Annotated in this window: 21 protein-coding genes; 14 read left to right on the top strand and 7 right to left on the bottom strand. The window is 58.8% G+C overall.

The window, feature by feature from the left end:
• Window positions 1–147 precede the first annotated feature (147 nt).
• The 14 genes from METAL_RS17630 to METAL_RS17695 all read left to right on the top strand — a co-directional run bounded on the left by METAL_RS17630 (window position 148) and on the right by METAL_RS17695 (window position 16,326).
• A complete protein-coding gene (locus tag METAL_RS17630; RefSeq protein WP_005374538.1) occupies window positions 148–789 on the top strand; it encodes a TetR/AcrR family transcriptional regulator in 642 nt (213 codons plus the stop codon).
• A gap of 315 nt (window positions 790–1,104) precedes the next feature.
• Window positions 1,105–2,559: an efflux transporter outer membrane subunit gene (locus tag METAL_RS17635; RefSeq protein ID WP_342633120.1), complete on the top strand. Its 1,455-nt coding sequence runs from the start codon at window positions 1,105–1,107 to the stop codon at window positions 2,557–2,559.
• Window positions 2,560–3,022: 463 nt separating this feature from the next.
• Window positions 3,023–4,591: a sodium:proton antiporter NhaD gene (gene nhaD, locus METAL_RS17640; RefSeq protein ID WP_005374542.1), complete on the top strand. Its 1,569-nt coding sequence runs from the start codon at window positions 3,023–3,025 to the stop codon at window positions 4,589–4,591.
• 50 nt (window positions 4,592–4,641) lie between these two features.
• Window positions 4,642–5,763 carry a porin gene (locus tag METAL_RS17645; RefSeq protein ID WP_245549410.1) on the top strand — a complete coding sequence of 374 codons (1,122 nt, stop codon included), beginning with the start codon at window positions 4,642–4,644 and terminating at the stop codon, window positions 5,761–5,763.
• A gap of 17 nt (window positions 5,764–5,780) precedes the next feature.
• On the top strand, window positions 5,781–5,978 hold the full coding sequence (locus METAL_RS17650) for a hypothetical protein (protein WP_213069414.1): 198 nt from the start codon (window positions 5,781–5,783) through the stop codon (window positions 5,976–5,978).
• A 1-nt stretch (window position 5,979) separates the two neighbouring features.
• Window positions 5,980–8,691 carry a sensor histidine kinase gene (locus METAL_RS17655; RefSeq protein WP_005374546.1) on the top strand — a complete coding sequence of 904 codons (2,712 nt, stop codon included), beginning with the start codon at window positions 5,980–5,982 and terminating at the stop codon, window positions 8,689–8,691.
• On the top strand, window positions 8,688–9,395 hold the full coding sequence (locus tag METAL_RS17660; RefSeq protein WP_005374547.1) for a response regulator: 708 nt from the start codon (window positions 8,688–8,690) through the stop codon (window positions 9,393–9,395). Before METAL_RS17655 ends, METAL_RS17660 begins: the two co-directional genes overlap by 4 nt.
• A gap of 464 nt (window positions 9,396–9,859) precedes the next feature.
• Entirely contained in the window at window positions 9,860–11,434 is a 1,575-nt protein-coding gene (locus METAL_RS17665; protein WP_005374549.1) for a cation:proton antiporter family protein, read from the top strand.
• A 634-nt stretch (window positions 11,435–12,068) separates the two neighbouring features.
• A complete protein-coding gene (locus METAL_RS17670) occupies window positions 12,069–12,899 on the top strand; it encodes an energy transducer TonB (protein WP_005374550.1) in 831 nt (276 codons plus the stop codon).
• Window positions 12,900–12,909: 10 nt separating this feature from the next.
• Window positions 12,910–13,683, top strand: a complete 774-nt coding sequence (locus tag METAL_RS17675) for a MotA/TolQ/ExbB proton channel family protein (protein WP_005374551.1) — start codon at window positions 12,910–12,912, stop codon at window positions 13,681–13,683.
• Complete coding sequence (locus METAL_RS17680; RefSeq protein WP_005374552.1) at window positions 13,683–14,090, top strand: ExbD/TolR family protein; 408 nt, start codon at window positions 13,683–13,685, stop codon at window positions 14,088–14,090. Before METAL_RS17675 ends, METAL_RS17680 begins: the two co-directional genes overlap by 1 nt.
• A gap of 47 nt (window positions 14,091–14,137) precedes the next feature.
• Complete coding sequence (locus METAL_RS17685; protein ID WP_005374553.1) at window positions 14,138–15,031, top strand: dienelactone hydrolase family protein; 894 nt, start codon at window positions 14,138–14,140, stop codon at window positions 15,029–15,031.
• Window positions 15,032–15,047: 16 nt separating this feature from the next.
• Window positions 15,048–15,764, top strand: coding sequence for a cytochrome b/b6 domain-containing protein (locus METAL_RS17690; RefSeq protein WP_005374554.1), 717 nt, complete (start codon window positions 15,048–15,050; stop codon window positions 15,762–15,764).
• Between the two features lie 94 nt (window positions 15,765–15,858).
• Window positions 15,859–16,326 carry a cytochrome c gene (locus METAL_RS17695; protein WP_005374555.1) on the top strand — a complete coding sequence of 156 codons (468 nt, stop codon included), beginning with the start codon at window positions 15,859–15,861 and terminating at the stop codon, window positions 16,324–16,326.
• A gap of 278 nt (window positions 16,327–16,604) precedes the next feature.
• On the opposite strand, the gene METAL_RS17700 is transcribed toward METAL_RS17695, so the two are convergent.
• From METAL_RS17700 to cysT, 7 genes are all read right to left on the bottom strand, one after another.
• Window positions 16,605–18,395 carry a family 2A encapsulin nanocompartment cargo protein cysteine desulfurase gene (locus METAL_RS17700; protein ID WP_040578383.1) on the bottom strand — a complete coding sequence of 597 codons (1,791 nt, stop codon included), beginning with the start codon at window positions 18,393–18,395 and terminating at the stop codon, window positions 16,605–16,607.
• A complete protein-coding gene (locus METAL_RS17705; RefSeq protein ID WP_005374558.1) occupies window positions 18,379–19,311 on the bottom strand; it encodes a family 2A encapsulin nanocompartment shell protein in 933 nt (310 codons plus the stop codon). The genes METAL_RS17700 and METAL_RS17705 overlap by 17 nt, the downstream gene beginning before the upstream one ends.
• A 47-nt stretch (window positions 19,312–19,358) precedes the next feature.
• A complete protein-coding gene (gene epsC, locus METAL_RS17710) occupies window positions 19,359–20,288 on the bottom strand; it encodes a serine O-acetyltransferase EpsC (RefSeq protein ID WP_245549411.1) in 930 nt (309 codons plus the stop codon).
• Between the two features lie 322 nt (window positions 20,289–20,610).
• A complete protein-coding gene (locus METAL_RS17715) occupies window positions 20,611–21,510 on the bottom strand; it encodes a LysR substrate-binding domain-containing protein (protein WP_005374565.1) in 900 nt (299 codons plus the stop codon).
• Window positions 21,511–21,791: 281 nt separating this feature from the next.
• Window positions 21,792–22,841, bottom strand: coding sequence for a sulfate/molybdate ABC transporter ATP-binding protein (locus METAL_RS17720; protein WP_005374566.1), 1,050 nt, complete (start codon window positions 22,839–22,841; stop codon window positions 21,792–21,794).
• 110 nt (window positions 22,842–22,951) lie between these two features.
• Window positions 22,952–23,809, bottom strand: coding sequence for a sulfate ABC transporter permease subunit CysW (gene cysW, locus METAL_RS17725; protein WP_005374567.1), 858 nt, complete (start codon window positions 23,807–23,809; stop codon window positions 22,952–22,954).
• Between the two features lie 12 nt (window positions 23,810–23,821).
• Window positions 23,822–24,649, bottom strand: a complete 828-nt coding sequence (cysT, locus tag METAL_RS17730; protein ID WP_005374568.1) for a sulfate ABC transporter permease subunit CysT — start codon at window positions 24,647–24,649, stop codon at window positions 23,822–23,824.
• Window positions 24,650–24,800 lie beyond the last annotated feature (151 nt).

Genomic DNA, 24,800 nt, shown 5'->3' on the forward strand with positions numbered 1-24,800 from the left:
ATTCAGCAGTCTACCGCCGACTCTAAGTACAAGTTCCCATTCAAAACAAACGGTTATTCGATGGCACGAAGCCTGCTTACTCTAAAGCCGATTTGAATTTCAAATTTCAATTATCCGGCTCACGCCCTACGACTTCATTCGACCTGCATGACTGATCTGAAAAAAAAATCGGAGCGCACGCGCAACCGACTCTTGACTGCCGCCAGCCGCATCTTTGCCGAGAAAGGCTTTCAGGAAGCGACGATCGCGGAAATCTGCGAACAGGCGCAAACCAATATCGCTTCGGTCAACTACCATTTCCGGGACAAGGAAACCCTGTACCTGGAATCCTGGCGTTTCGCCTTCAACCGCGAACTTTCGCAGTATCCGCCCGACGGAGGCATATCCCGCGACGCCGCCCCGGAGAAGCGCCTGGCCGCGCTGATCCATTCGCTGATCGAACGGGTCGCCGACGAGGACGGCTATGCGTTTGCGATTCTCTACAAGGAAATGGCGCGGCCGACCCGCTTGCTGGCGGACATCCTGGAAAAGGAAATCGAACCGCAACGCTCGCAGATGTTCGAACTGCTCCGCGAATGCCTCGGCCAGGCCGCCGAGGAGCGGCATTTGCAGTTTTGCCACGACAGCATCATGGGGCAGTGTTTCCAGCTGCTGCGCCTGAAGCAAATCCAACTGGCCCGGCACCGCCGCCAGCCTCCCGCCGCCAACGGCGACATCAAAGCCTATGCCGACCATGTCGTGCAGTTTTCGTTGGCCGGCATCCAGGCGCTGCGTTCCCGATTCCCTTAATCCGTGAAGTGCTTTCATGCCGGACCGACTTTTGTCCTCCGCCGATCGAAACTTTTAACCGTCCGCCCGCTCGGCGGTTCACTCTTCACCTACACCCTAAAGTGTAGGATGGGTACGACTGCACGAATGCAGGAGATAGGGCAACGCATGGAGCGGTTGCCGCGAGCGAAGCGAAGCGAAGCGAAGACCAGCATAAGATTGTGGCGAGTTTCGATCGATGGGTTTCGCTTCGCTCTACCCATCCTACGGCCCATTAACTTAACGACATTGCCCACCACCCCGATTATTCTCATGCGCTTTAGGATCATTCCCGCTTTGATTTGTCACTTGGCCGCCGCCCAATTAACCGCCTGCGCGATCGGACCGGATTATAGCCGCGCGCCGGCCGCTACTTCTGCCCAATTCAAGGAGATGAAAGGCTGGCATGAGGCACAGCCGCGCGATACCGCCCTGCCCCAAAAATGGTGGCGGCTTTTCGACGATCCCGAACTGAACGCGCTGGAAGAACAGGTCGCCCAGGCCAATCAATCGGTGGCGCAAGCCGAGGCCCAGTATCGCCAGGCCCAGCATCTGGTGCAATCGTCGCAATCGTCCCTGCTGCCGGTCGCGACGCTGACCGGCACGCTGAACCGATTCAAGGCCGCGTCGGGGCAGAGCCTCGCGCCGACGGGAATCCGAAACCTGTTCGGCCTCGGCGTCGGCGCGGTCTGGGAGCCCGACCTGTGGGGGAAAATCCGCCGCCAGATCGAAGCCAACACCGGCAACGCGCAGGCCAGCGCGGCGACTTTGCACGCGCTGATCCTATCCAGCCAGGCAATGCTTGCGCAGCACTATTTCCATCTGAAGATATTGGATGCGCAGAAAGCCCTGCTCGACGATACGGTAGCCGCCTATGCGAAAACGCTCGACATCACCCAAAACCGCTATGCGGTGGGCGTCGCGGCCAAATCCGAGGTGGTGCAGGCCAAGGCGCAACTGCAATCGGCCCGCGCCCAGGCCGTGGACCTCGGCGTGGAACGGGCCGCGCGGGAACACGCGATCGCGGTACTGATCGGCAAGACGCCGGCAGAATTCTCGCTGCCGCCGGCGCCGCTACAGGTTGAGCCGCCGGCGATTCCGGTCAGCCTGCCTTCCGAACTGCTCGAACGCCGCCCCGACATTGCCGCCGCCGAACGCCAGATGGCTGCGGCGAATGCCCGGATCGGCGTCGCCAAGGCCGCCTATTTCCCGTCCCTGAATCTGGCGGTCAGCGGCGGCTATCAATCCGGCGACGCCGATACCTTGTTCACGATGGCGCGCCGCTATTGGGCGCTGGGCCCGGCCGGCGCGGCGCTGACCCTGTTCGACGGCGGCGCCAAGAACGCCCAATACCAACAGGCCATCGCCGCGCACGACGCGACCGTCGCCGCCTACCGGCAGACGGTGCTGACCGGGTTCCAGGAAGTCGAGGACAATCTGGCCGCATTGCGCATTCTGGCGGAAGAAGTCCAAGTACAGGATGAGGCAGTCACCGCCGCCGAACAGGCGCTGGCGTTGATGCTCAATCAATACAAGGCCGGCGCCGTCAGCTATCTGAACGTGATGACCGCCCAGACCGTCGCGCTGTCCAATCAGCAGATCGCCGTGCAGTTGAAAGGCGAACAGTTGAACGTCGCGGTGCTGTTGATCAAGGCCCTGGGCGGCGGCTGGAACGAGCGCTTGCTGCCGACGGAGGACGAGGCCGACGGCGACCGCAAATGGACGGATTATCTGATATTGCCGGTGGATTAAGGTCTATCTCATCACGCAAGCAAATCCGATGCGCCTCCTGCGTCGGCACATCCTACGCATTTTTCATCTGCCAGAGTTTGGAAGGAGTCTTGGCAGTTAAGATAGGCCGGAACCGGCTCGCTTAATGGCGTGACAAAACCGGCTTTGTCGCTCCGTTTCGTCATGCGCAAAGCAAGCTTTGCGACTCTTCGGGGCTCAACTTAACGGCATAGCCAAAAAGGAAAGAGGAATTAATTCAGAGCTTTCTTTGATTACCGGACCGTTTGGGTTCGAGCCGCTCCGACAGCGCGGATTTATATCAAAGAGCAAGGACAGAACCGCTCCATGACACCTAAATCCACCTCAATAATTTACAAATAAGAAATGCTCTGTTTCAAAATTGCAAGCAAATCTTTACGATATTTTTACCTGGAAAACTCTAATCTACGCCCATCGTTGCAACCACATTAGGCGCCCGTAACCGATGGACATGACTTACCATACCTTATCTTTGCCATTTCCCGGCCTTGGCCCCGTCAAAAAGCCGCAAGATCATGGAGAATCGGGCATCCCCTCCGGATTTCCAATAAAAAAATCCCGCTACTGCATCAATAGCCTCCCGTTCTTCGTTTCAATCCTGGCTTTTCTGTTACCCTCGCCGGGTTTTGCGCAAGAGGCAGCGGCCGCAACACAAGTCGACTTGCAGCATCATTTCATCGGCTATTTGACGATCGCAATCACGGTCATTGCCTACATCATCGCCATGACCGAAGACCTGCATCAACTGAGCAAGGCGAAACCGATGGTATTGGGCTCGGTGCTCATTTGGTTCGCGATCTTTATTTATTATTCGACCTCATACGGAACGGCAAAGGAAATCGTCCCCATCTTTCAAAGCAATTTGATGGCGTATGCCGAATTGTTTCTGTTCATCACCGTGTCGATGACTTTTTTGAATGCCATGACCGAGCGGGGTATTTTCGACTCCCTGCGCATCGTATTAGCCAATAAGCAGTACACTTATCGGCAGTTATTCTGGATTACCGGCGCGCTGGCCTTTTTGCTGTCCACCGTGATCAGCAGCCTGGCGGTGGGTTTGTTGATGGGATACATCATATTGGAGATAGGCAAAGGCCAGTCCAAATTCGTCGGTCTGGCTGGCTTGAATGCGGTGGTCGGCGCCAATGCCGGCGGTACGATGAGTCCTTTAGGCGGTATTTCGACCTTCTTCGTCTGGCAGCAGAATGCGTTGCAGTTCACCGAATTTTTTACTTTAACGATCCCCTGCATAGTAAACTTTCTGGTACCCGCATTCATCATGCAGTTTTCGGTGACCAAAGAAACGCCCAATTTCTCCAAAGAAAAGCCGGTTTTAAAGCGCGGCAGCAAACGGATCATTTTCATCTTCATCCTCACCTTCAGCACGGCCATTCTGTCGAACGTCTTCCTCGACATGCCGGCGATCATCGGCATGATGTTCGGCCTGGCGATGCTGCAATTCTTTGCTTACTATTTGACCAAATCCGAGAAAATCCATCATTTCCTGACCGAATATGAAGAACACGAAAAACAAAGCTATATCGAATCGCAAAAAGGTTTCGACGTTTTCAAATGTATTGCGGGCGTCGATTGGGATACTCTGCTGTTTTTCTACGGCGCGATGATGATCGTCGGCGCGCTCAGCTTCCTGGGCTATCTGGACGCCATGGCGCATTACCTGTTTACGGTCATCGGCGCCACCGTGGCGAACATCCTGATCGGTCTGTCGTCTTCGGCCATCGACAACGGCACGTTGATGTTCGCGGTGTTGAACATGCATCCTTCTTTCGAGTTCGGGCAATGGCTGTTATTGACCTTTACCCTGGGTGTCGGCGGCAGCCTGTTGGCGATCGGTTCTGCGCCGGGGCTGCATGTCTTGGGCTTGATGAAAGGACGCATGAAAGAAGGCGAAGGGTATACCTTTACCCTGCATTTACGCTGGATGCCGGTCATTTTATTGGGCTTCTTCGCCGGTATTTTTACGCTTTGGCTAATAAACGGCGGCAAGTTTTAATTTTTATGAATAAAAGTCACTGTTTATTAAGCATCTGCAGTCTTTTCGTATTGAACCCCGTAGCAAGCGCGGACGATACGCCGACCGGCTTGATTGCCGAACTTTCCGGAAAAGAGGCTTCCGACTGGATGGGTTTACGGAAATATGGGGTGACTGTCGGCGGCTGGGCCGCCGCCGGCATCAACTACAACACCGACACGCCCGGCGATCGCAGCAACGGCCCGGTGTCCATGACGGACCGGAGCGAAGAATTCAATTTGTATCAATTGGACCTGTTCGTCGAAAAAGCCGTTGTCAAGGGGACGGCCTGGGACGTGGGCGGACGTTTCGACTTCATGTTCGGCACGGACACCCGCTATGCCCAGGCGACCGGCCACTGGGACGACGCTTTGATCAGCGAACGCGACCTGCGTTTTTACGACATCGCGCTGCCGCAGGCTTATGTGGAAGTCTTCGCCCCCATCGGTAACGGCCTGAGCGGAAAGTTCGGACATTTTTACACCCTCCTCGGTTACGAATCGGTCCCGTCGGCGCCGAATTTCTTCGCTTCGCATAGCTACAGCTTCAAGTCCTCTCCGTTTACGACGACCGGCGCGCTGTTCAACTATGCGCTCAACGAGCAATGGAGCGTCAACCTCGGCGCGGTGACCGGCGGGGATAACTTCGACCGCGATCTCGGCGCCTGGAGCCACATGAGCGGACTGACCTGGGCCAATGCCGAAACCGGCACGACGCTTTCCTTTTCGGTGTTGCAGGGCGATGTCTATGAAAACCAAAGCTCCGAGCTGGTGTATTACTCGGCCATTCTGCAGCAGGATCTCGGGCCGTGGCGCTATGTGCTGCAGCATGACGGCGGCAGCCAGCGTCATGCCGTTCAGGGCCAGGATGCCGAATGGTATTCCATCGTGCAGTACCTGAGCTATCAGGTCGCCGAAACCTGGGGGGTGGGCATTCGCGGCGAATGGTTCCGCGACGACGACGGCGCGCGCTATGCCGCAGGCGCCGCCAACTATTACGCGCTGACCGCCGGAGTAAACTGGAAACCCAAGGATTGGCTGATGATCCGGCCGGAATTTCGCTACGACTGGAGCGAGGCGCAAACCGCGCCGTTCGACGGCGGACGGCAGGCCGACCAAGTATTGCTGAACGTGGATGCGGTTATCCAATTCTGATACGAGCCTCATGCTATGTGGCTAAAGACACGATGAAAATGAAAACGAGAAAGTCCTTGCTGCACGAGGCCCCGACCTGGGCCGACGCCTGGGACACCACGCTGCTCTGCGCGGGGGAACGGGAAGCCGCGCGCCTCGCCGATGCGGAGGACCTGGCAGTGATCTTCCCGGATAATCTTATGGCTGCAAACATTTTTATCGTTCCAGCGGCGTAACGTGCGTGAACTGGACCCCGAATTCTTCTCGGCCCACGCGAACCGGACGGAGATCCGCAAGCGCCGCGGGCGCCTGAAGATTTTTTTCGGCGCGGTGGCGGGCGTCGGCAAAACCTTCACCATGCTTGAAGTCGCCCGGGCCCACCAGGCCGAGGGCTGCGAAGTGGTGGCGGGCCTGGTGGAAACCCGCGGCCGCGCCGATACGGCGGCGCAATTGCAGGGGCTGGAGCTGCTCCCTCCGCAGATCAGATACCATCAAGGGACCAGGCGCGCGGAGTTCGACCTGGACGCCGCGCTGGCACGCCATCCGGATCTGATCCTGGTGGACGATCTGGCCCATACCAACCTGCCCGGTTCGCGCCATCCCAAGCGCTGGCAGGATATTCGGGAATTGCTGGACGGCGGCATCGACGTCTATACCACCCTGAACGTACAACATCTGGAAAGCCTGCACGAGGATGTCGGACGCTTCGCCGGAATCCGGGTGTGGGAAACGGTGCCCGATACCGTTTTCGAGGAAGCCGACGAGGTGGAACTGGTGGACCTGCCGCCGGACGACATTCTGGCGCGATTGCACGAGGGCAAGATTTACCCGCCCGAAAAGGCCGAACGCGCCCTGCTCAATCTTTTCCGCAAAGGAAATCTGATCGCGCTGCGCGAGCTGGCGCTGCGCCGCACCGCCGAATGGGTGAGCACGCAATTGCGGGAGTATCGGCAGGCCTACGCCATACGCGAGGTCTGGAACGTCGACGAGCGGATACTGGTCTGCGTGGCGCCCGACGCGCGGGCCAAGCGTCTGGTGCGCGCGGCGAAACGGCTGGCGGCCAGTTTGCACGCCGACTGGCTGGCGCTTTATGTCGAGACGCCCGCATTGCAGCGCCTCTCCGCCCGGCGCCGGGATGGAGTGCTGAAAGCCTTGCGCCTGGCCGAACGGCTGGGTGCGGAAACGGTCACGCTGTCGGCCCCGGACATGGCCGAGGCGATCCTGACATTCGCGCACGAACACAATGTCAACAAGCTGGTCCTCGGCAAGCCGGGCCGCAAAGGCTGGCGCCGATGGTTTCTGGGATCGGTGGTCGACAGCCTCATCAGCCAGGCTCACGACCTCAACTTCTATCTGCTCGGCGACGAAGAAACGCCGCGCTTGCAATCCAGCGCCCCATCGCCGAGCAAATCCTTCGACCGCCAACTTGTCGAACATAAGTACGGGCATTGGCTGTGGAGCCTCGCCATTCCGTTGCTCCTGACGGCGATCGAATGGCCTTTCCGCGACCTCCTCACGCCCGCCAACATCCTGATGTTTTATCTGCTGGGCGTTTTTTTCGTAGCCATACGGTTCGGCTTTTGGCCGTCGATCCTGGCATCCCTGGCCAACGCCGCCGCCTTCGCCTATTTCTTCGCACCGCCGATTTTTTCCTTCGCCATCGCCGAGCCGGAAAACCTGGCCGGGCTGGCGGTCACCCTGGTCATTGGCGCGGTGACCGGCAATCTGGCGGAAAACGTCCGCCACCAGGCGCGCGTGGCGGAATCCAGGGAACGGCGGGCATCGGCCCTGCACCGGCTCAGCAAGGGCCTGGCCGAAGCCCGTTCGGAACGGGAAATCACCGAAATCGGCGTCTACCATATCCATGCCCAGTTCGGCGGCCGCAACACCTTCCTGTTTCCCGACCGCAACGGCCGGCTGCACTATCCGAACGAACCGCCGCTGGCCATTTCCCTGCGCGGCGCCGATCTGGATGTAGCCCGTTGGGTCTTCGAGCACGGCCAGCTGGCCGGCCGCGGCACCGATACCCTACCCGACGCCCCGGCGGTGTACCTGCCCCTCAACGGATCGACCGGGACCATCGGCGTGCTCGCGCTCGAACCCGTCGAACTGCGGCGGATCTTTCTCCCCGAACCCTATCAGCTCCTGAACACCTTCGTGAACCAGATCGTACATACGCTCGAAAGAGCGAATATGGCGGAACACGCCAAGGAGGCGACCTTGAAAATGCAGGCGGAAGCCCTGCGAAACTCGCTGCTCAGCAGTATTTCCCATGATCTCAGAACCCCGCTGGCTACCATCGTGGGCGCCGCCAGCACGCTCGAAACGGATGCGGCACGCCTGGAGGAAAGCAGCAAGCGAAAACTGGTGAGCGCAATCAGCGAGGAAGCCCGGCGCATGTCGGACCTGACCAGCAAAATTCTGGAAATGGCGCGCCTCGAAGCCGGCGAAGTGCGGCTCAACCGGCAGTGGTACGCGCCCGAGGAAATCGTGGGCAGCGCCTTGCGCCGGCTCGACAAAAAACTTAAGGCGAGGCGGATCAATGTCCGGATGGCGGACGGCCCGGCGCTGATCCATGTCGACGCCGTACTGCTGCAGCAAGTTCTGGTGAACCTGCTGGACAATGCCGACAAATACTCTCCCCCGGAACTGCCCATCGATATTACGATCGAATCCGCACCGTCCGGCGTGTCGATCGCCGTGGCAGACCGGGGCCCCGGCATTCCCGAGGGCCTGGAGCAAAAAATCTTCGACAAGTTTTTCCGGGTCCACGCCGAAAGCGCGCAAAGCGGCGTCGGCCTGGGGCTTTCCATTTGCCGGGCCGTCGTCGAAGCCCACGGCGGCACGATCCGGGCAAGCCAGCGCAGCGGCGGCGGAACAGTGGTGCAGTTGCATCTGCCTATGCTGGAACGCCCGCCCACCATCGACCTCGAAGAAAAAACTTTATGAAAACGGCCGGACCCTTGCTTCTGCTCATCGAAGACGATCCGCAGTTTCGGCTGCTGCTGAGCACCACGCTGGAAAGCCAGGATTATTCGGTGCTCGCCGTTCCAACCGGACGGGAGGGCTTGACCGCCGCACGCCATCAGAAACCGGCGCTGCTGATACTCGACCTGGGACTGCCGGATATCGACGGCCAGGAAGTCATCCGCCGCCTGCGCAAGCTATCCGAAGTACCCATCATCGTGCTCTCGGCCCGCAACCAGGAAGGCGATATCACCCAGGCGCTGGACAACGGCGCCGACGATTACCTGACCAAGCCGTTCGGCACAGCCGAACTGATGTCCCGAATCAAGGCCCTGCTCCGGCGTACCGCCAGGGCGCCCGGCGGCAGTGCTCAGGAATCTTTCCAGGTCGGCGAACTGAAAATCGAACTAACCAAACGCCGGGTTTACGTGGGCGAGCGCGAAGTGCATCTGACCCCGATCGAATTCCGCCTGCTCGACGTACTGGTCCGCAACGCCGGATTCGTGGTCACCCACCGGCAACTGCTCGAAAAAGTCTGGGGGCCTTCCCATGTCGACCACAGCCACTATCTGCGCATTTATATGGGACAACTGCGCCACAAGATCGAATCCGACCCGGCCCAGCCCCGCTATCTGCTGACCGAAGCCGGCGTGGGTTACCGGCTGGATGAAGGGGAAATCCCGTGAAGCGGCAAAGCCGCTGGTTATGAGCCGGTTATACGCCTATGCACTCGGATACGCATGCTCTTTTTAAATTTTTCTACGACTTGAATGCCGCTAACTTAGCCCGCTACCGCTCTATGGCGATTGAACGGGCGCTATTGCCGCCTGAGGCGTTTTTCACGCGATATTTCTATTGGGTAGCCTACAACAGCTTGTATTGGAAAAGGCGATTTTGCAAAATTTAGGCTGATTCGACCCCTAAGCTATATGTTATTCTTAAGGTATTAACAACAAAAAATTTGAGCGGAAAGTGATTTTTTATTCAAAATTGACTTTTTCAACCCACTCAAACAAAAAACCGGCATCCGGCCTTCGCTCAAGTTCCAAGTAATTGGCCGTCAACATAAATCAGCCGCAAGTTCTCGGTAAACGAAAGTCTAAATTTTAAATTTGTTTGAATTGCTCGGATAGAACAGGACAATTAACACATGATAGAAATAGAATTAGTTTGGGTCGGCACGGCTTTTCTTGCCGGTCTGGTCGCCAGTCGTTTAGCTTTCCCGCCGCTGGTCGGGTATTTGGCCGCCGGCTATATCCTGCACGCATTCGGCGTCGAGTCTGCTGAAACCCTGACGCATCTGGCCGACATCGGCATCGAGCTCTTGCTGTTTACGGTAGGCCTGAAGATTAATGTGCGCTCCCTGCTGCGGCAGGAAGTGTTGAGCGTCGGCGGTTTGCATTTGGTGATTGTCACCGGCGTTTCCGGGATTTCTTTTCTGCTCGGAGGGGATGAGGCGATCGTTGACGTGATACTGGGCGCGAGCCTCGCTTTTTCCAGTACCGTACTGGCGATCAAGGTCTTGGAAGACAACGGCGAACTGACTTCATTGCACGGCCGGGACGTCATCAGCATTCTGATTCTGCAGGATGTCGTGGCGATGGTATTGCTCGCTTTTGCCGACGACAGGCCGTTCTCGTATTGGGCGTTCGCCTTATTGCCGCTGCCGCTGCTGCGCCCCTGGGCGCATCGATTGCTCGCCTTCTGCCAGGCCGATGAGCTGAGGTTGCTGCTGGGCTTTTCTTTCGCGCTAACCGGCGGCCTGGTAGCAGAAAAAGTCGGCGTTTCGCCCGATATCGGCGCCTTGCTGATGGGCGTCATGTTGTCCTCCCATCCTCAAACCAACAACCTTTCGGAGAAACTCTGGAGTCTCAAGGAAATCTTTCTCGTCGCTTTTTTTCTGCAAATCGGCCTGGCCGACTTACCGAATCCTGCGCAATTCCTGTACGCGGTCGGGCTGCTGGGACTGTTGCCGTTGCAGGGCCTCTTATTCTTCGCGTTGTTTTTGCTGGCCGGCTTGCGTTCCCGCACCGCCTTTATCTCGACGCTCGCGCTGATGACTTACAGCGAGTTCGCGCTGATCGTCACCGACGCGATGGTGAAAGCGAATCTGCTGGTGCCGGAATGGAATTCCACCATCGCCCTGGCTGTGGCCGGATCGCTGGCGCTCGTGGCGCCGTTGAACCGCAACTCGCATGAGCTGTTTTCACGCTACGAACCGCTGCTGGCCCGTTTCGAAAAAAAAGCCCGGCTTCTGGGGCGACTGCCCGAGCATCCGGACCGGTTGCCCGAGTCCATCGGCGTAGCGGAATGGCTGGTCATGGGCATGGGGCGTACCGGCCTGTCGGCCTATCTGGCTTTGTCCCGACGGGAAAAGCGGGTCCTCGGCCTGGATGACGATCCGACCGTTCTGGAAAGCCTGCTAGCCGAAAAGCGGCGCGTCATCTACGGGGATGCCGAAGATCCGGAGCTCTGGTCGGGACTGCCGCTGGACCGGGTGAAAGGCATCATTCTGGCCCTGCCCGAATTTGATGCGCGCTGCTCGGCGGTGCGCCTGCTCAGAAAAAGAGGTTACCAAGGACAGATAGGTACAATTTGCTATCATCCCGAAGAGAAACAGCAATTGGGACTGCTCGGCGCGGATTTTATGATTCATCCGCTGGTCGAAGCCGGAAACCAGTTAGCCCGGCAGATACTTGGCGAAAAAGGGGAATCTCCCGAATAACAGGAAGCCTCGCCTTGCGCCGCCCGTTGAATTCGGCGCTTGCTTTTGTGGCGAGTCCGGCGGGGATTGATGCGTTCCCGTTCATCCTGGCCGGACGGGCACCGGCCGGGGCCGTAAAGGTACCGGCTCGCTATTCACCGTTCAGGACCGCAAACAGCCTTGATGTATCGGGTATGCCATCGAGGATAAACGAAATTTACAAGCCCTCCCTTCCGTTACGGCTCCCCAAAGCCGCCTGCTGAACTAGCAACACCCCGTCAGCAGCGAGCAAGGCAAAATTGATGCTCAACGAGCAGCCTCCGGTTTTTCCTTGCCCCCGAACCCTCCACTCCCGGCCCCGACGGCTCATCGGGGCGCCCTAAAAAAACCCCTTAAACAACAAGTCATTAGAAATTATTCGACAGCGTGCGGCGTTCATCAAACCAAGCTGGCACGGCTTGTGCTTGATACGTTAAACGGAACGCACGCGTCCAGGCCGGCAGGCAAACGGATAAACGGCGTTTTCATTTTGTGTTTGCGCAAGCGATTCAGCCTGGCCGAATCGCTTGCGGGCAAGGCTCCACTCGTCCGACATCCGCCAAAAATAGGCGAGAGTGGAATCCCTGTGCAACGGTCACTCAACGGGAACATCGCAATGAGCAGTCCTTTACCTTTTACCTCTTCATTTGCCTCGGCCACCCCCTCGCTGGATTGGCAGGCGGACGGCGCGGCTTCTCTAAAATCCTCCGCCGCAGAGTTCGCGCCGGCACCGCTCGGCAAAGCACTGGCCGATTTCAAATACACCGGCGAAGACCACGACCGCAAGCTGCTCGATTACCTGCTGCTGGGCATGCTGTCGATCGCGATCCACACCGGCTTTGTCCGGCATTTCGACGGCGCCGCGCTTGAACAGGAAATCATCGAACCGGTCAAGCTGGTGCCGAAAGTCCAGATCACGCTGGCAAGGCCCCAGCCGAAACCGGTAGCCCCGCCGCCTCCGCCGGTCGAGAAACCGAAGCCGCCGGTTGCCAAACCCAAACCGCCCGTCAAAAAAGTGGTGCCGCTGAAACCGCAGAAACCCAGGCCGACGCCGAAAACGGTCGAGCCGGCCCCGGCTCCGCAGCCCACTCCGGTGATTACCAACGCGCCGCCCGCGCCGGTCCAGGCGCCTCCGGCACCGCCGGCTCCGGTCGTGCAGGAAAAGATCACCGCACCGACCGCCGGCGCGGATTACCTGCACAACCCGCCGCCGAAATATCCCGAAATCGCGATGGAACGCGGCCTGGAAGGCAAGGTGCTGATGAAGGTGCATGTGCTGCCGAACGGCAAGCCGGACAGCATTACCGTAGTCAAGTCCAGCGGCCAGAAGGTGCTGGACGATGCGGCCGTGAAAACCGTCCGCCAATGGTCTTTCGTCCCTGCCAAACGCGGCGATACGCCGATCGCCGGCTGGGTCACCGTTCCGATTACTTTCAACTTATCCTGAGGAGACTTCAATGTCCAATATACCTACCAGCCTGATTGTCGACGGCACTCTGAACACTTTGATCGGCGCGTCAGTCGTCACCTGGGCGCTGATCCTGATCAAGGGCATCCAGCATCTGCGGATCGCTTACCACAATCGCCGATACAGCAAGGAGTTCTGGAGCGCCCCGAACATTCAGGCGGCCGCCCATCTCGATCATCAAAAGGGCCCTGCCGCACGGGTCGCCGGAATCGGGTTTTCGACGCTGATCGAAACCGAGTCCGGCGCCTCCACGCACGACCTGGAACATACGTGGGACCGGCAGGAACTGCTGGATCGCCGCCTGCGCCAACAGATGCAGAAGGAGCGCGGCTCGCTGGAAAGCGGCCTGGCGATCCTGGCAACCATCGGCAGCATTTCGCCGTTCGTGGGCCTGTTCGGCACCGTCTGGGGCATCATGGGCGCACTGACCAATATCAGCAAAACCGGTTCGGCCAGCCTGGAAGTGGTGGCCGGCCCGATCGGCGAAGCATTGATCGCGACCGCGGTCGGCATCGCGGTCGCAGTTCCTGCCGTGGTCGGCTACAACTTTTTCATCCGCCGGAACAAAGTGGTTTGGGCTTTCCTGGACGACTTCGCGATCGATTTCGTGCATCTGGCGCTAAAAGCTTCGTTCATTATCGAGCGCGCGGGCGGCAAACCGGCGAATGCCGCACGCTTGACAGAAATTAGCGGCGGCAAAAAAACAGCCGCTCCTCGCGCCCCTCATGAAGAACTGACCGCAGCGAAGGAGGCGCACGCCTGATGGCCTTTAAAACCCAAGAAGACGACGGCGACGTACTGGGCGAAATCAACGTCACCCCGCTGGTCGACGTGATGCTGGTGCTGCTGGTCGTATTTATCGTGACCGCGCCGCTGTTGACTAACGCGGTGCACGTAAACCTTCCGAAAACCGCCGAGACCGCGCCGCCCGAAGAAAAAGCGCCGGTTTACCTCAGCGTGGACGCGCAAGGCAAAGTGTTCATCGACAAGCGGGAAATCGCAATCGACGCGGTCGAAAATGAATTGAAGACCCGCCAGGCCGCCGACCCCGAACTGGCGTTGAACCTGAATGCGGACGAGGGCGTACAGTACGGCGTCGTCGCGAAAGTCATGGCCGCGATCGAACGCGCCGGCATCACCAAACTGTCGGTGCTGACCGCGCCGAGTTAAAGCCGCGTACCCTACGAACTCACCCGATATCGCAAGGAGACTTTTTTATGGCTCGCAAAACGGCCAAAGACTTCCACCCGGAAGCGCTGCAACTCTTCGACAAATATGTCCACGGCGAAATCTCGCGCCGGGATTTCCTGTCTTCCGTACCGAAATACGCCCTCCTGGGCCTGAGCGCCGAAGCGCTGCTGGAAGCGTTGAATCCGCGCTTCGCCCAGGCGCAGCAGGTCTCGAACGACGATCCGCGCCTTATCACCCGCATCGTCGAATTCCCGTCGCCGCACGGCAACGGCAAAGTGCACGGCTATCTGGCCCAGCCGGCCAGGATCGAAGGCAAGCTGCCGATCGTGCTGGTGGTTCACGAAAACCGGGGCCTGAACCCGCACATCGAAGACATCGCCCGCCGGCTGGCGCTGGACAATTTCATCGCCTTCGCCCCGGACGCCTTGTACACCCTGGGCGGCTATCCGGGCGACGAGGACAAGGCCCGGGAACTGTTCAAAAACCTGGGCAAAGCCAAGACCCAGGCCGACTTCCTGGCCGCGGCCCAGGCCTTGAAAAAACTGCCGGACGGCAACGGCAAGATCGGCGCGGTCGGATTCTGCTACGGCGGCGGCATCGTCAATTACCTGGCGACTCAACTGCCCGACCTGGCGGCCGGCGTCCCGTTCTACGGCGCCCAACCGTCGGCCGAGGACGCGGCCAACATCAAGGCGCCGCTGCTGCTTCATTATGCCGGCGCCGACGAGCGGATCAACGCGGGCTGGCCGGCTTACGAGGCGGCATTGAAAAAAGCCGGCGTCAGCTACGAAGCCTTCATTTATCCCGGCGTGCAGCACGGCTTCAACAACGACACCACCCCGCGCTTCGACGCGGCGGCCGCGAAACTGGCCTGGGACCGAACCCTCGCCTTCTTCAACAAACATCTGCGCGCCGGCTAATCGTCAGGAGGAAACCATGAAAATCGAAACGCACGTTTGGGACTGGCCGCTCAGGCTGTTTCACTGGCTGCTGGTCGTCGCGGTCGTCGGCGTCTATGCCAGCGGCAAGGCCGGCGGCGAATGGACCGACTGGCACGGCCGTTTCGGCAGCCTGGTGCTGGGCCTTTTGGTATTCCGCCTGTTCTGGGGCTTCGTCGGCGGACGGCATGCCCGCTTCGCCAACTTCTTCCCTACCCTGCCGCGCCTGATCGCCTACTTCAAAGGCCGCTGGCAAGGCGCCGGCCATAATCCGGCTGGGGCGCTGGCGGTATTCGCGCTACTCGGCACCCTGGCCGCGCTGGCCGGCACCGGCCTGTTCGCAAACGACGACATCGCTTTCGAAGGACCGCTGTTCCACCTGATCGACAAGGATCTCAGCGACAAGCTCAGCGGCTGGCATATCCGGATCGTGAACCTGCTGGTCGGGCTGGTCGGGCTGCACCTCGTAGCCATCGCGTTTTACCAGCGCGTGAAACAAAACAACCTGATCCTGCCGATGCTGACCGGCAAAAAACAGCTGCCGGCGGCCTTGGCCCCGAGAACGGTTCAACCCGTGCGGCTTCTGCCCCTGGCCTTCAGCCTGCTAGTCGCGGCCTCGACGGTCTGGGGCGTTTGGGGCGGCAGCTTCGTCGATTATCTGGCGCCGCTGGCCGGGGTTCAAACCGCGTCCGCCGATGCGGAAACCTCGAACTGATTCATTCCATCGCGCCTCGACGCTTCGGCCGACCCGGCGCATTCCTTTCATTAACTCTCAATCCGTGACCCCTTTACCGCAAGGAGCTTTATTCATGAAAAAACCCCAACTGGCAATCGCGCTGGCATTCGGCGCCGTTACCGCCACCGCAGCGGCCGGAGACGTCGAAGACCAGATTCGCTTCCGTCAGTCTGCTTATTCTTTCCTGGGCTGGAACACCGCAAAGATCAAGGCGCAAGCTTCCGATCATCCGGATACTTTCAACAAGGACGAAGTCATCGCCGCCGCGAATGCGATCGCCGGCGTCGCCAATGCGGGCGTTTTCGAAAAACTGTACGGCCCTGGCACCGACAAAGGCACCGGCTGGAAGCCGAGCCGGCTGAAACCCGAGTTTTTCGAAAAGCAGGACGAAGCCAAGGAAATCAACGCCACCTTCATCAAGGAGGCGAACGAATTGCAGAAGGTGGCGGCCGGCGGCGATCCCGCCGCGATCAAGGCGCAGTTCGGCAAGCTCGCCGCCGCCTGCAAAAGCTGCCACGACTTGATCCGTATCCGCCAATAATCCGCCCTAAAAAAATACCCGCTCCGGCTGGCGCCGGGCGGGTATCTCCTATTCTGGAAACGCCGAGCTTCGGGTATCCGTAGCCCGTAGCCCGTAGCCCGTAGGTTGGGTTAGCGTAGCGTAACCCAACACTTTCAGGCTTTGATATGTCGGGTTACGGCTAACGCCTAACCCAACCTACGGCTCTTGTAAGGCGGATTCGCCGGCAGGCAATCCGCCTCGCTTTGAAGGCTATTGGCGTTTTGCTATCGCGAAAACGCCCTACAGCTCTAGCTTCCTCAACGTCCCAGCGGAATATTTCCGCACTGTATCTTGCGCACGACCGTCGCCAGCCAGTCGATCTCGGCATAGGTGTTGTAGAACGCCAGCGACGGCCGGACCGTGCTTTCGAGCCCGAAACGGCGCAGGATCGGCTGCGCGCAGTGATGGCCGGAGCGGACCGCGATGCCTTCCTTGTTCAGCGCGGCGCCGATATCGGCAGTGCTGAGCCCTTTCAATACGAACGACAAGACGCTGGTTTTCTCGCGCGCTGTGCCGATCAGCCGCAAGCCGGGAATCCTCGACAACAGCTCGGTCGCATAGGCCAACAGCTCGTGCTCATAGCGGGCGATGTTGTCGATGCCGACCTTCTGTACATACTCCAGCGCGGCGCCGAGCCCCACCGCATCGGCGATGTTGCCAGTGCCGGCTTCGAAACGCGCGGGCGCGGGCTGGTACACGGTCTTCTCGAAAGTCACGTCCTCGATCATGTTGCCGCCGCCCTGCCAGGGCGGCATCGCTTCGAGCACCTCCGGCTTGCCGTACAAGGCGCCGATTCCGGTCGGACCATAGATTTTGTGTCCGGAAAACACGAACCAGTCGCAGTCGAGTTTTTGTACGTCGACCTTGATATGCGAGATCGACTGCGCGCCGTCGAGCAAGACCCTGGCCCCGGCACGATGAGCGAGTTCGATGATTTCCTGCGCCGGAGTGATCGTGCCAAGCGCGTTCGAAACTTGCGTGAAGGCGACCAGCTTGGTCTTTGCGTTCAGCAACTTCTGGTATTCCGACAACAGGATCTGTCCCGTCTCGTCGACCGGAATCACCCGCAAAACCGCGCCTTTTTCAGCGCACAACTGCTGCCAGGGTACGATGTTCGCATGATGTTCAAGCCAACTGACGATGATCTCGTCGCCCGGCCCGACATTCGCGCGGCCCCAGCTTTGCGCGACCAGATTGATCGCCTCGGTCGAACCGCGCGCGAACACCACCTCATCCGGCGAACTCGCGCCGATAAAGCGCGCGACGGTTTCCCGCGCGGCTTCGAAGGCGTCGGTCGAACGGGCTGCCAGTTCATGCGCGGCGCGGTGGATGTTCGAGTTTTCGTGCTGATAAAAATAACTCAGCCGGTCGATCACCACCTGCGGCTTCTGGGTCGTCGCCGCATTGTCGAACCATACCAAAGGGCGGCCGTTGACCTTTTCGTTCAGGATCGGAAAATCGCGGCGAATCGCCTGCACGTCGAACGGCGGATGCGCGGAGCCGAGACTCGGAGCGGCCGTATGCCGGGCGACGCTGGTCGCTTCTTCGAGAAAATAAAACAAAGAAACGCCGGACAAGCCGGGAGCGCCGCTCTTCGGCGACGCCAGGCTTTTCAGTTCGCCAACGCCCGGTAAGCCGAAATTTTCCGGCTTGACGCCGAACGACGACGAATCGCCGATCAGTCCGGCCAAGCCATGCGTCGCCGACGCATGCGGCACCGCATCCAGCCCTTCCGCATTCGCATATTGCTGAAAGTAATACGATGCGCCCGACGCCGCGGGTTCTGCGGTTCGACTCGGCGCCGCCAGTTCATGCAAGCCGCTTTCGTGCGGAACGCTGAACGACGGAGGCACTTTCGCATGCCCCGAAGACGGCGGAATATCGGTGATAGCCTCGGTGACCGGCTGGCTCACCGCCGGTTGCACGAAATGAGGACTTTCACCGGACGGCGGCGCCGCGAAAAATTCGTTCGCCCAGCGGCTCAGCTGCTCGACGTCCGGCAGGGGCGGCGCGTTGGTCAACTCATCCAGATCACTTCTTGTAGTCATACGCGTAGTCATAATAGTTGTCCACTTCGACGTTTTCGAGCAGGCCGAGCGCATCTTCGGTCAAGACGGCCAGCGAGCAGTACAACGAGACCAGATACGACGCGATCGCCTTATGGTTGATGCCCATGAAGCGCACCGACAGGCCCATGCTCAGTTCGTCGGTCAGGTTCGGCTGGTACAGGCCCACTACGCCCTGGCGGCTTTCGCCGGTGCGGAGCAGCAGGATGTTGGTCTTGCCGTTGGTGATGCGAAGCTTGTCGGTCGGGATCAATGGCAGTCCGCGCCAGGTCAGAAACTGCGAGCCGAACAGCGAAAGGGTCGGCGGCGGGGTGCCGCGGCGGGTCGCTTCGCGGCCGAACGCCGCGATCGCGCGCGGATGCGCCAGGAAAAACGCCGGCTCCTTCCAGACTTTGGCGATCAGTTCGTCCAGATCGTCCGGCGTCGGCGAGCCGTTGCGGGTCTTGACCTTCATCGAATCGGCGACGTTGTTCAACAGGCCGTATTCGGTATTGTTGATCAATTCGCTTTCCTGGCGCTCCTTAACCGTTTCGATGGTCAGGCGCAACTGCTCGCGGATCTGGTTGTGCGGGCTGCTGTACAAATCGGCGATACGGGTATGGACGTCCAGCACGGTATTGACCGCGTTCAGCCGGTATTCGCGGCCCCATTCCTCGTAATCGACGAAGGTTTGCGGCAGCACTTTTTCGTCGAGGCTGGAACAGTCCACCGCGAGGCTGGTTTCGTTCTTGACTTTGTTGACCCGGTAAATACCCGCTTCGACCGGCACCCACTGGAGCAGGTGCACCAGCCAGCGCGGCGTAATCGTCCCCATCATCGGGACGGTCTTGGTGGCATTGGAAAGCGTACGGGCGGCTACGTCGCCTAAAGCGGTATGGGCTTCATGAATATCGGACATCGGAGTTTTCCTCTTTTAGTGATTGAATATGAACAAGGGTTTACGCATTAGCCACTGTAAACCGGGGCTTCTTTTTTAGGTAGGATTTCACAGTGCGCGCGTGATTGAGTCACGATGCTGTCGGGCGCGACGCTTTCGGTCAGCCAGACATTGCCGCCGATCGTCGAACCCCGGCCGATCGTCACGCGGCCGAGGATCGTCGCGCCGGCATAAATCACCACATCGTCTTCGACGATCGGGTGGCGCGGGTAGTCTTTGGTCAAATGCCCGTCCGCGTCTTTTTCAAAGCGTTTCGCGCCGAGCGTCACCTGCTGATAAAGGCGCACATGACGGCCGATCACCGCCGTTTCGCCGATAACCACCCCGGTGCCGTGGTCGATGAAAAAGCTCTCGCCGATTTGGGCACCGGGATGAATATCGATGCCGGTCGCGGAGTGGGCGATTTCGGTGATCATGCGCGCGGTCAGACGGACGCCGAGTCCATACAGCACATGCGCGATACGCTGATGAATAATCGCGGTGACGCCCGGATAACAGACCAGCACCTCGTCGATGCTGCCGGCGGCGGGGTCGCCCTCATAGGCGGCCTGAATATCGCTGTCGATCAGACGGCGCAGCGCCGGAATCGTCACTGCGAAAGTGCGAGTAATCTCCGTTGCTTGCAGCAGAATCTCCTCGGCATCGGCACCGTCGCGGGCCATGAAATACAACTCGCGGCGAATCTGTTTCTGCAACTCCCTGAGCGTCACGTCCAGAGTATGGCCGACATAACTGTCGATGCCTTCGTCGGTCAGGTCGGGCAGCCCGAGACGATTCGGAAACATGGCCGCGCTGAGCCCGTCGATGATGGTAATCAGCACTTTGCGCGACGGCAGCTTCGGCGGCTTATTCAGGCGGGCGCGGCTTTCGAGCGAACGCAAACGCAAATCGCGCAGTTCCGCGACGAGGCTTTCAATTTCCAGGCGGTTTCCGTTCACATGGCTTTCCTTCATGTTGTTTCTTTGTCTCGCATGGATAAATAATTCGGGCCGATGGCGGCAGATTCCGCAAACCTGACTCCACTTTGGGGAATAACCCCCCGCAAAATTTTGGCCAAAAAAAAGCCAGTGACTCCTCATCGGAGTCACTGGCTTCCGGTTATCCGGTCAGCAGTTGACTTCCCATTACAATAATGCAAGCGCATCGAGTATGTCAATAAAAAAGATATATATATGCCAAAATTAGATATACACATTCCGACAAATCTCATCTAGTGCTTTCCGTCAGCAGAGATTTGCCAAGAATGAACCACCCCAACGCTTAGGATGTCCGGCCCGCCGCACGCAACAATTCATCGATGAAAAACCGGCAAAAAGTCGGCAAATACAACTGTTTCAAATAAGCGAAGCGGGTTACCGACGGCGGAATCAAATGGCCGAGGTCGCGCGCGATCAGATCCTCATCGGCCTGCGGCTCGATCGCGGTCGCCGCGATGATGCCGACCCCGAGACCGATCCGGACATAGGTTTTGATGATGTCCGAATCGGCCGCTTCCAGCGTGATGTCCAGACCGACATGGCCGTCAGCCACGGCTTTTTCGATATTCGACCGGCCGGTATAGCCCTTGCTGTAGGTCAAAATCGGAAAACGGGCCAGACGCTCCAGCGTAATCTCGCCTTCGGACAAAGGATGATCTTTCGGCATGACCGCGACATGATGCCATTCATAACACGGATTGATGATCAATTTGTCGTCGCTTTCATCCAGCTTTTCGGTGCAGATCGCGATGTCGGCCTGATGATGGTGCAGAAGGTCGATCAGATTGGTCGGCGAAGACTGCACGATGTAGATTTTGATGTTCGGATATTTCTCGCGGAATTTGCGGATCGGTTCCGGCAGAAAATATTTGGCCTGCGTGTGCGTGGTTGCAATATGCAATTCACCGTTGCGGTTATGCAAAAAATCTTCGGCGATCGTCTGGATATTGCGCTTGGACACATTGATCAGCGTGACTTCTTCCATGATCCGCTCGCCCAGCGGCGTCAGGCCGACCAATTTCTTGCCTTGACGCTCGAACACCGGCGCGCCGAGTTCGCCCTCCAGCAACTGTAACTGGCGGCTGACCGCCGACTGCACGACGAACATTTTCTCCGCCGCTTTCGATAGGTTGAAGTTGGTCTCCTGCAAAACCCGCAGGAGTTCGAGCTGATTCAGGTTCATGCTTTCCTTGACGTCAATTCAGCGATAGATTTTTGCAGAGAGCCGCGAGGCTTTGTCAACGTTCATTCCCGCTTCCACAAAAGGGGGGTTAACTCCATGTAGGGTACGCTGTGCGTACCTTTTAAAGCTTTTTCAGAGAGATTGCGGCCTTTTTATAAAGGTACGCACAGCGTACCCTACGGTTCTGCGACGGATTCTTCAAGGATTCGAAGTTTTGCCGTGCCTACCCCTTACATCAACCCGGACGGCATTGCACAAAGGTATGCACCGCACACATCCCCTTAATTGAACCAGTGCGCATGCCGAATCCTGAGCGCAACCCGGTCGCCTTTCGCGAGCTGCAACGCCTTGAACCGTTCGTTCGGCATTTGCGCATAGACGACCGGAGCCCGCTTGCCCTGCTCCCGCACCTCTCTCGCCAGTTCGACCCGAATCGCCGAACCCAGATGCTGCCAGTCCTTCAGGGTGAACGGCGAGGAAGACGCATCGGCGTTTTTTTCGATGTCGATGTCGTGCGGACGCACGTGCGCAATCAGCGCCTCCGGATCGTCCAGAACGATCCCCGCATGCTGCAGCCAGATTTTATCCTCATTGTCGAAATGAAACACATTGGTTTGACCGACGAATTTCGAGACGAATGCGTTGGCCGGATGGTCGTAAATCTCGCTCGGCGACCCTTGCTGCTCGATCCGTCCATGATTCAGCACCACGACCTGGCTGGCGACTTCCATCGCTTCCTCCTGATCGTGCGTGACGAAAATGCTGGTCACGTTCAATTCATGGTGCAGATTGCGGAGCCATTGCCTCAGGTCCTTGCGCACGCTCGCATCGAGCGCGCCGAACGGTTCGTCGAGCAGCAGGACCGAAGGCTCGACCGCCAGCGCGCGCGCCAGCGCGATCCGCTGCCGCTGGCCGCCGGAAAGCTGGTCCGGATAGCGGTCGTGCAGCCAGTCCAGTTGCACCAATTGCAGCAGCTCGTGCACTTTCCGGCGGATCATCGCTTCACCGGGGCGTTCCTTGCGCGGTTTGACGCGAAGCCCGAAAGCGATATTGTCGAACACGGTCATGTGCCGGAATAGCGCGTAATGCTGAAACACGAAACCGATGCCGCGATGGCTGGCGTGGTAGTCTGTCTTGTCTTCGCCGCTCAACAGCACGCGCCCCGAATCGGGCTGCTCCAGCCCGGCGATGATGCGCAGCAGCGTGGTCTTGCCGCAGCCGGACGGCCCCAATAAAGCGACCAGTTCGCCTTCCGGGATCTCCAGGTTGATATGATCCAGCGCGACGAAATCGCCGAATTTTTTGCTGATGTTGGAAAGTAGGATGCTCATGATTCGGGTTCAAAATTCAGTTTGTAGGTTGGGTTAGGCGTTAGCCGTAACCCAACACGCATGATCGACAACACGTTGGGTTACGCTATCGCTAACCCAACCTACACGACTTATCGCTTTTTCCATTCCAGCATGCTCTTCAAAATCAGCGTCACGATCGCAAGACCGGCCAGGATCGACGCGCTCGCGAACGCACCGACGAAATTGTATTCGTTGTAGCTGACCTCGACGTGCAGCGGCAGCGTATTGGTCAGGCCGCGGATATGTCCGGAAACGACCGACACCGCGCCGAACTCGCCCATCGCACGCGCATTGCAGAGCAAAATGCCGTACAGAAGCCCCCACTTGATGTTCGGCAGGGTGATCAGGAAAAAGGTTTTCCAGCCGCCGGCGCCCAAAGACAGGGCCGCCTCTTCCTCTTCGCTGCCCATCTCCTGCATCAAAGGGATCAGTTCGCGGGCGACGAACGGGAAAGTGATGAACAGCGTCGCCAAAATGATTCCGGGCACCGCAAAAATGATCTTGATGTCGTGCTCCGAGAGCCATTGGCCGAACCAGCCCTGCGCGCCGAACAGCAAGACGAAGATCAGGCCGGAAATGACCGGCGATACCGAAAACGGCAGATCGATCAAGGTGGTCAGCAGGCTTTTGCCCGGAAATTCGAAGCGGGTAATCGCCCAGGCGGCGGCAATGCCGAATACGGTATTCAACGGCACCGTCACCAGCGCGGTGAGCAGCGTCAATTTCATTGCCGCCTGCGCGTCGGGTTGCGCCAGCTCGGCCCCATAGGCCTGCCAGCCTTTCGCGAACGCTTCGACGAGCACGACCGCGAGCGGCAAACATAAAAACAAAAAGATAAAGCCGACCGTCACCGTGATCAGAGCCCACTTGACCCAGGACGGGTCGCCGAGGGAAATTTGTCGCCGGGCGCCCTGTTCGGCCAGTCCGGAAGAGGTGATCGCATTCATCCCATGATTCTCCTAGAGTTGGCCAGAGCGCTTGCGCACCCAGTATTGCAGCAGATTGATCACGAACAGCAGCAAAAACGAAACCACCAGCAAGGTCAGCGCGATCGCGGTCGCGCCGGCGTATTCGTATTGCTCCAGTTTGGTGATGATCATCAGCGGCACGATTTCGGAAACATACGGCAGATTGCCGGCGATAAAAATCACCGAACCGTATTCGCCGATCCCGCGCGCGAATGACAGCGCAAAGCCGGTCAGCAGGGCCGGAAACACGTTCGGGAAAATCACTTTTAAAAACACCTGCAGACGGGTCGCGCCGAGCGTCGAAGCGGCTTCTTCCATCGTCGCATCGAACTCCTGCAAGACCGGCTGCACGGTGCGCACCACGAACGGCAGCGCGATGAAGATCAGCGCAACCACGATTCCGGCCGGGGTATAGGCAATCTTGATGCCGAACGATTCGGAAGCCAGTCTGCCGAGAAAGCCGCCGGGCTGGTAGATCGTCGCCAGCACGATGCCGGCCACCGCGGTCGGCAGCGCGAACGGCAGATCGATCAGCGCATCGAGCACGCGCTTGCCCGGAAACGGATAGCGGACGAAGGTCCAGGCGATGATGAAGCCGAACAAGCTGGCAATGGCCGCGGCGATCAGCGAGGCCGCGAAGCTGACGCGAAAAGAGGCCAGCACCCGCTTGTTGGTGATGATGGCGAGATATTCATCCCAACTGAGCAAGAGGCTTTTGACGATCAGCGTGCTGAGCGGAATCAGCACGATCAGCCCCAGATAGAACAGGGTAAAGCCGAGAGCCGGACGAAAACCCGGCATGATGTGACTCTGTCTCATGAATTTTACGCTTTGGTGGTGGTGAGCATAAATCGGTATTCTCTAGAAGCCGTTACGGTCCCGTAGGGTACGCTGTGCGTACCTTGACATTGGCTAAAACTTGAATTTTTTAAACGGTACGCACAGCGTACCCTACAAAAAAAGAGCGTTG

The sequence above is a fragment of the Methylomicrobium album BG8 genome, assembly GCF_000214275.2.
GTDB classification, from domain to species: domain Bacteria; phylum Pseudomonadota; class Gammaproteobacteria; order Methylococcales; family Methylomonadaceae; genus Methylomicrobium; species Methylomicrobium agile.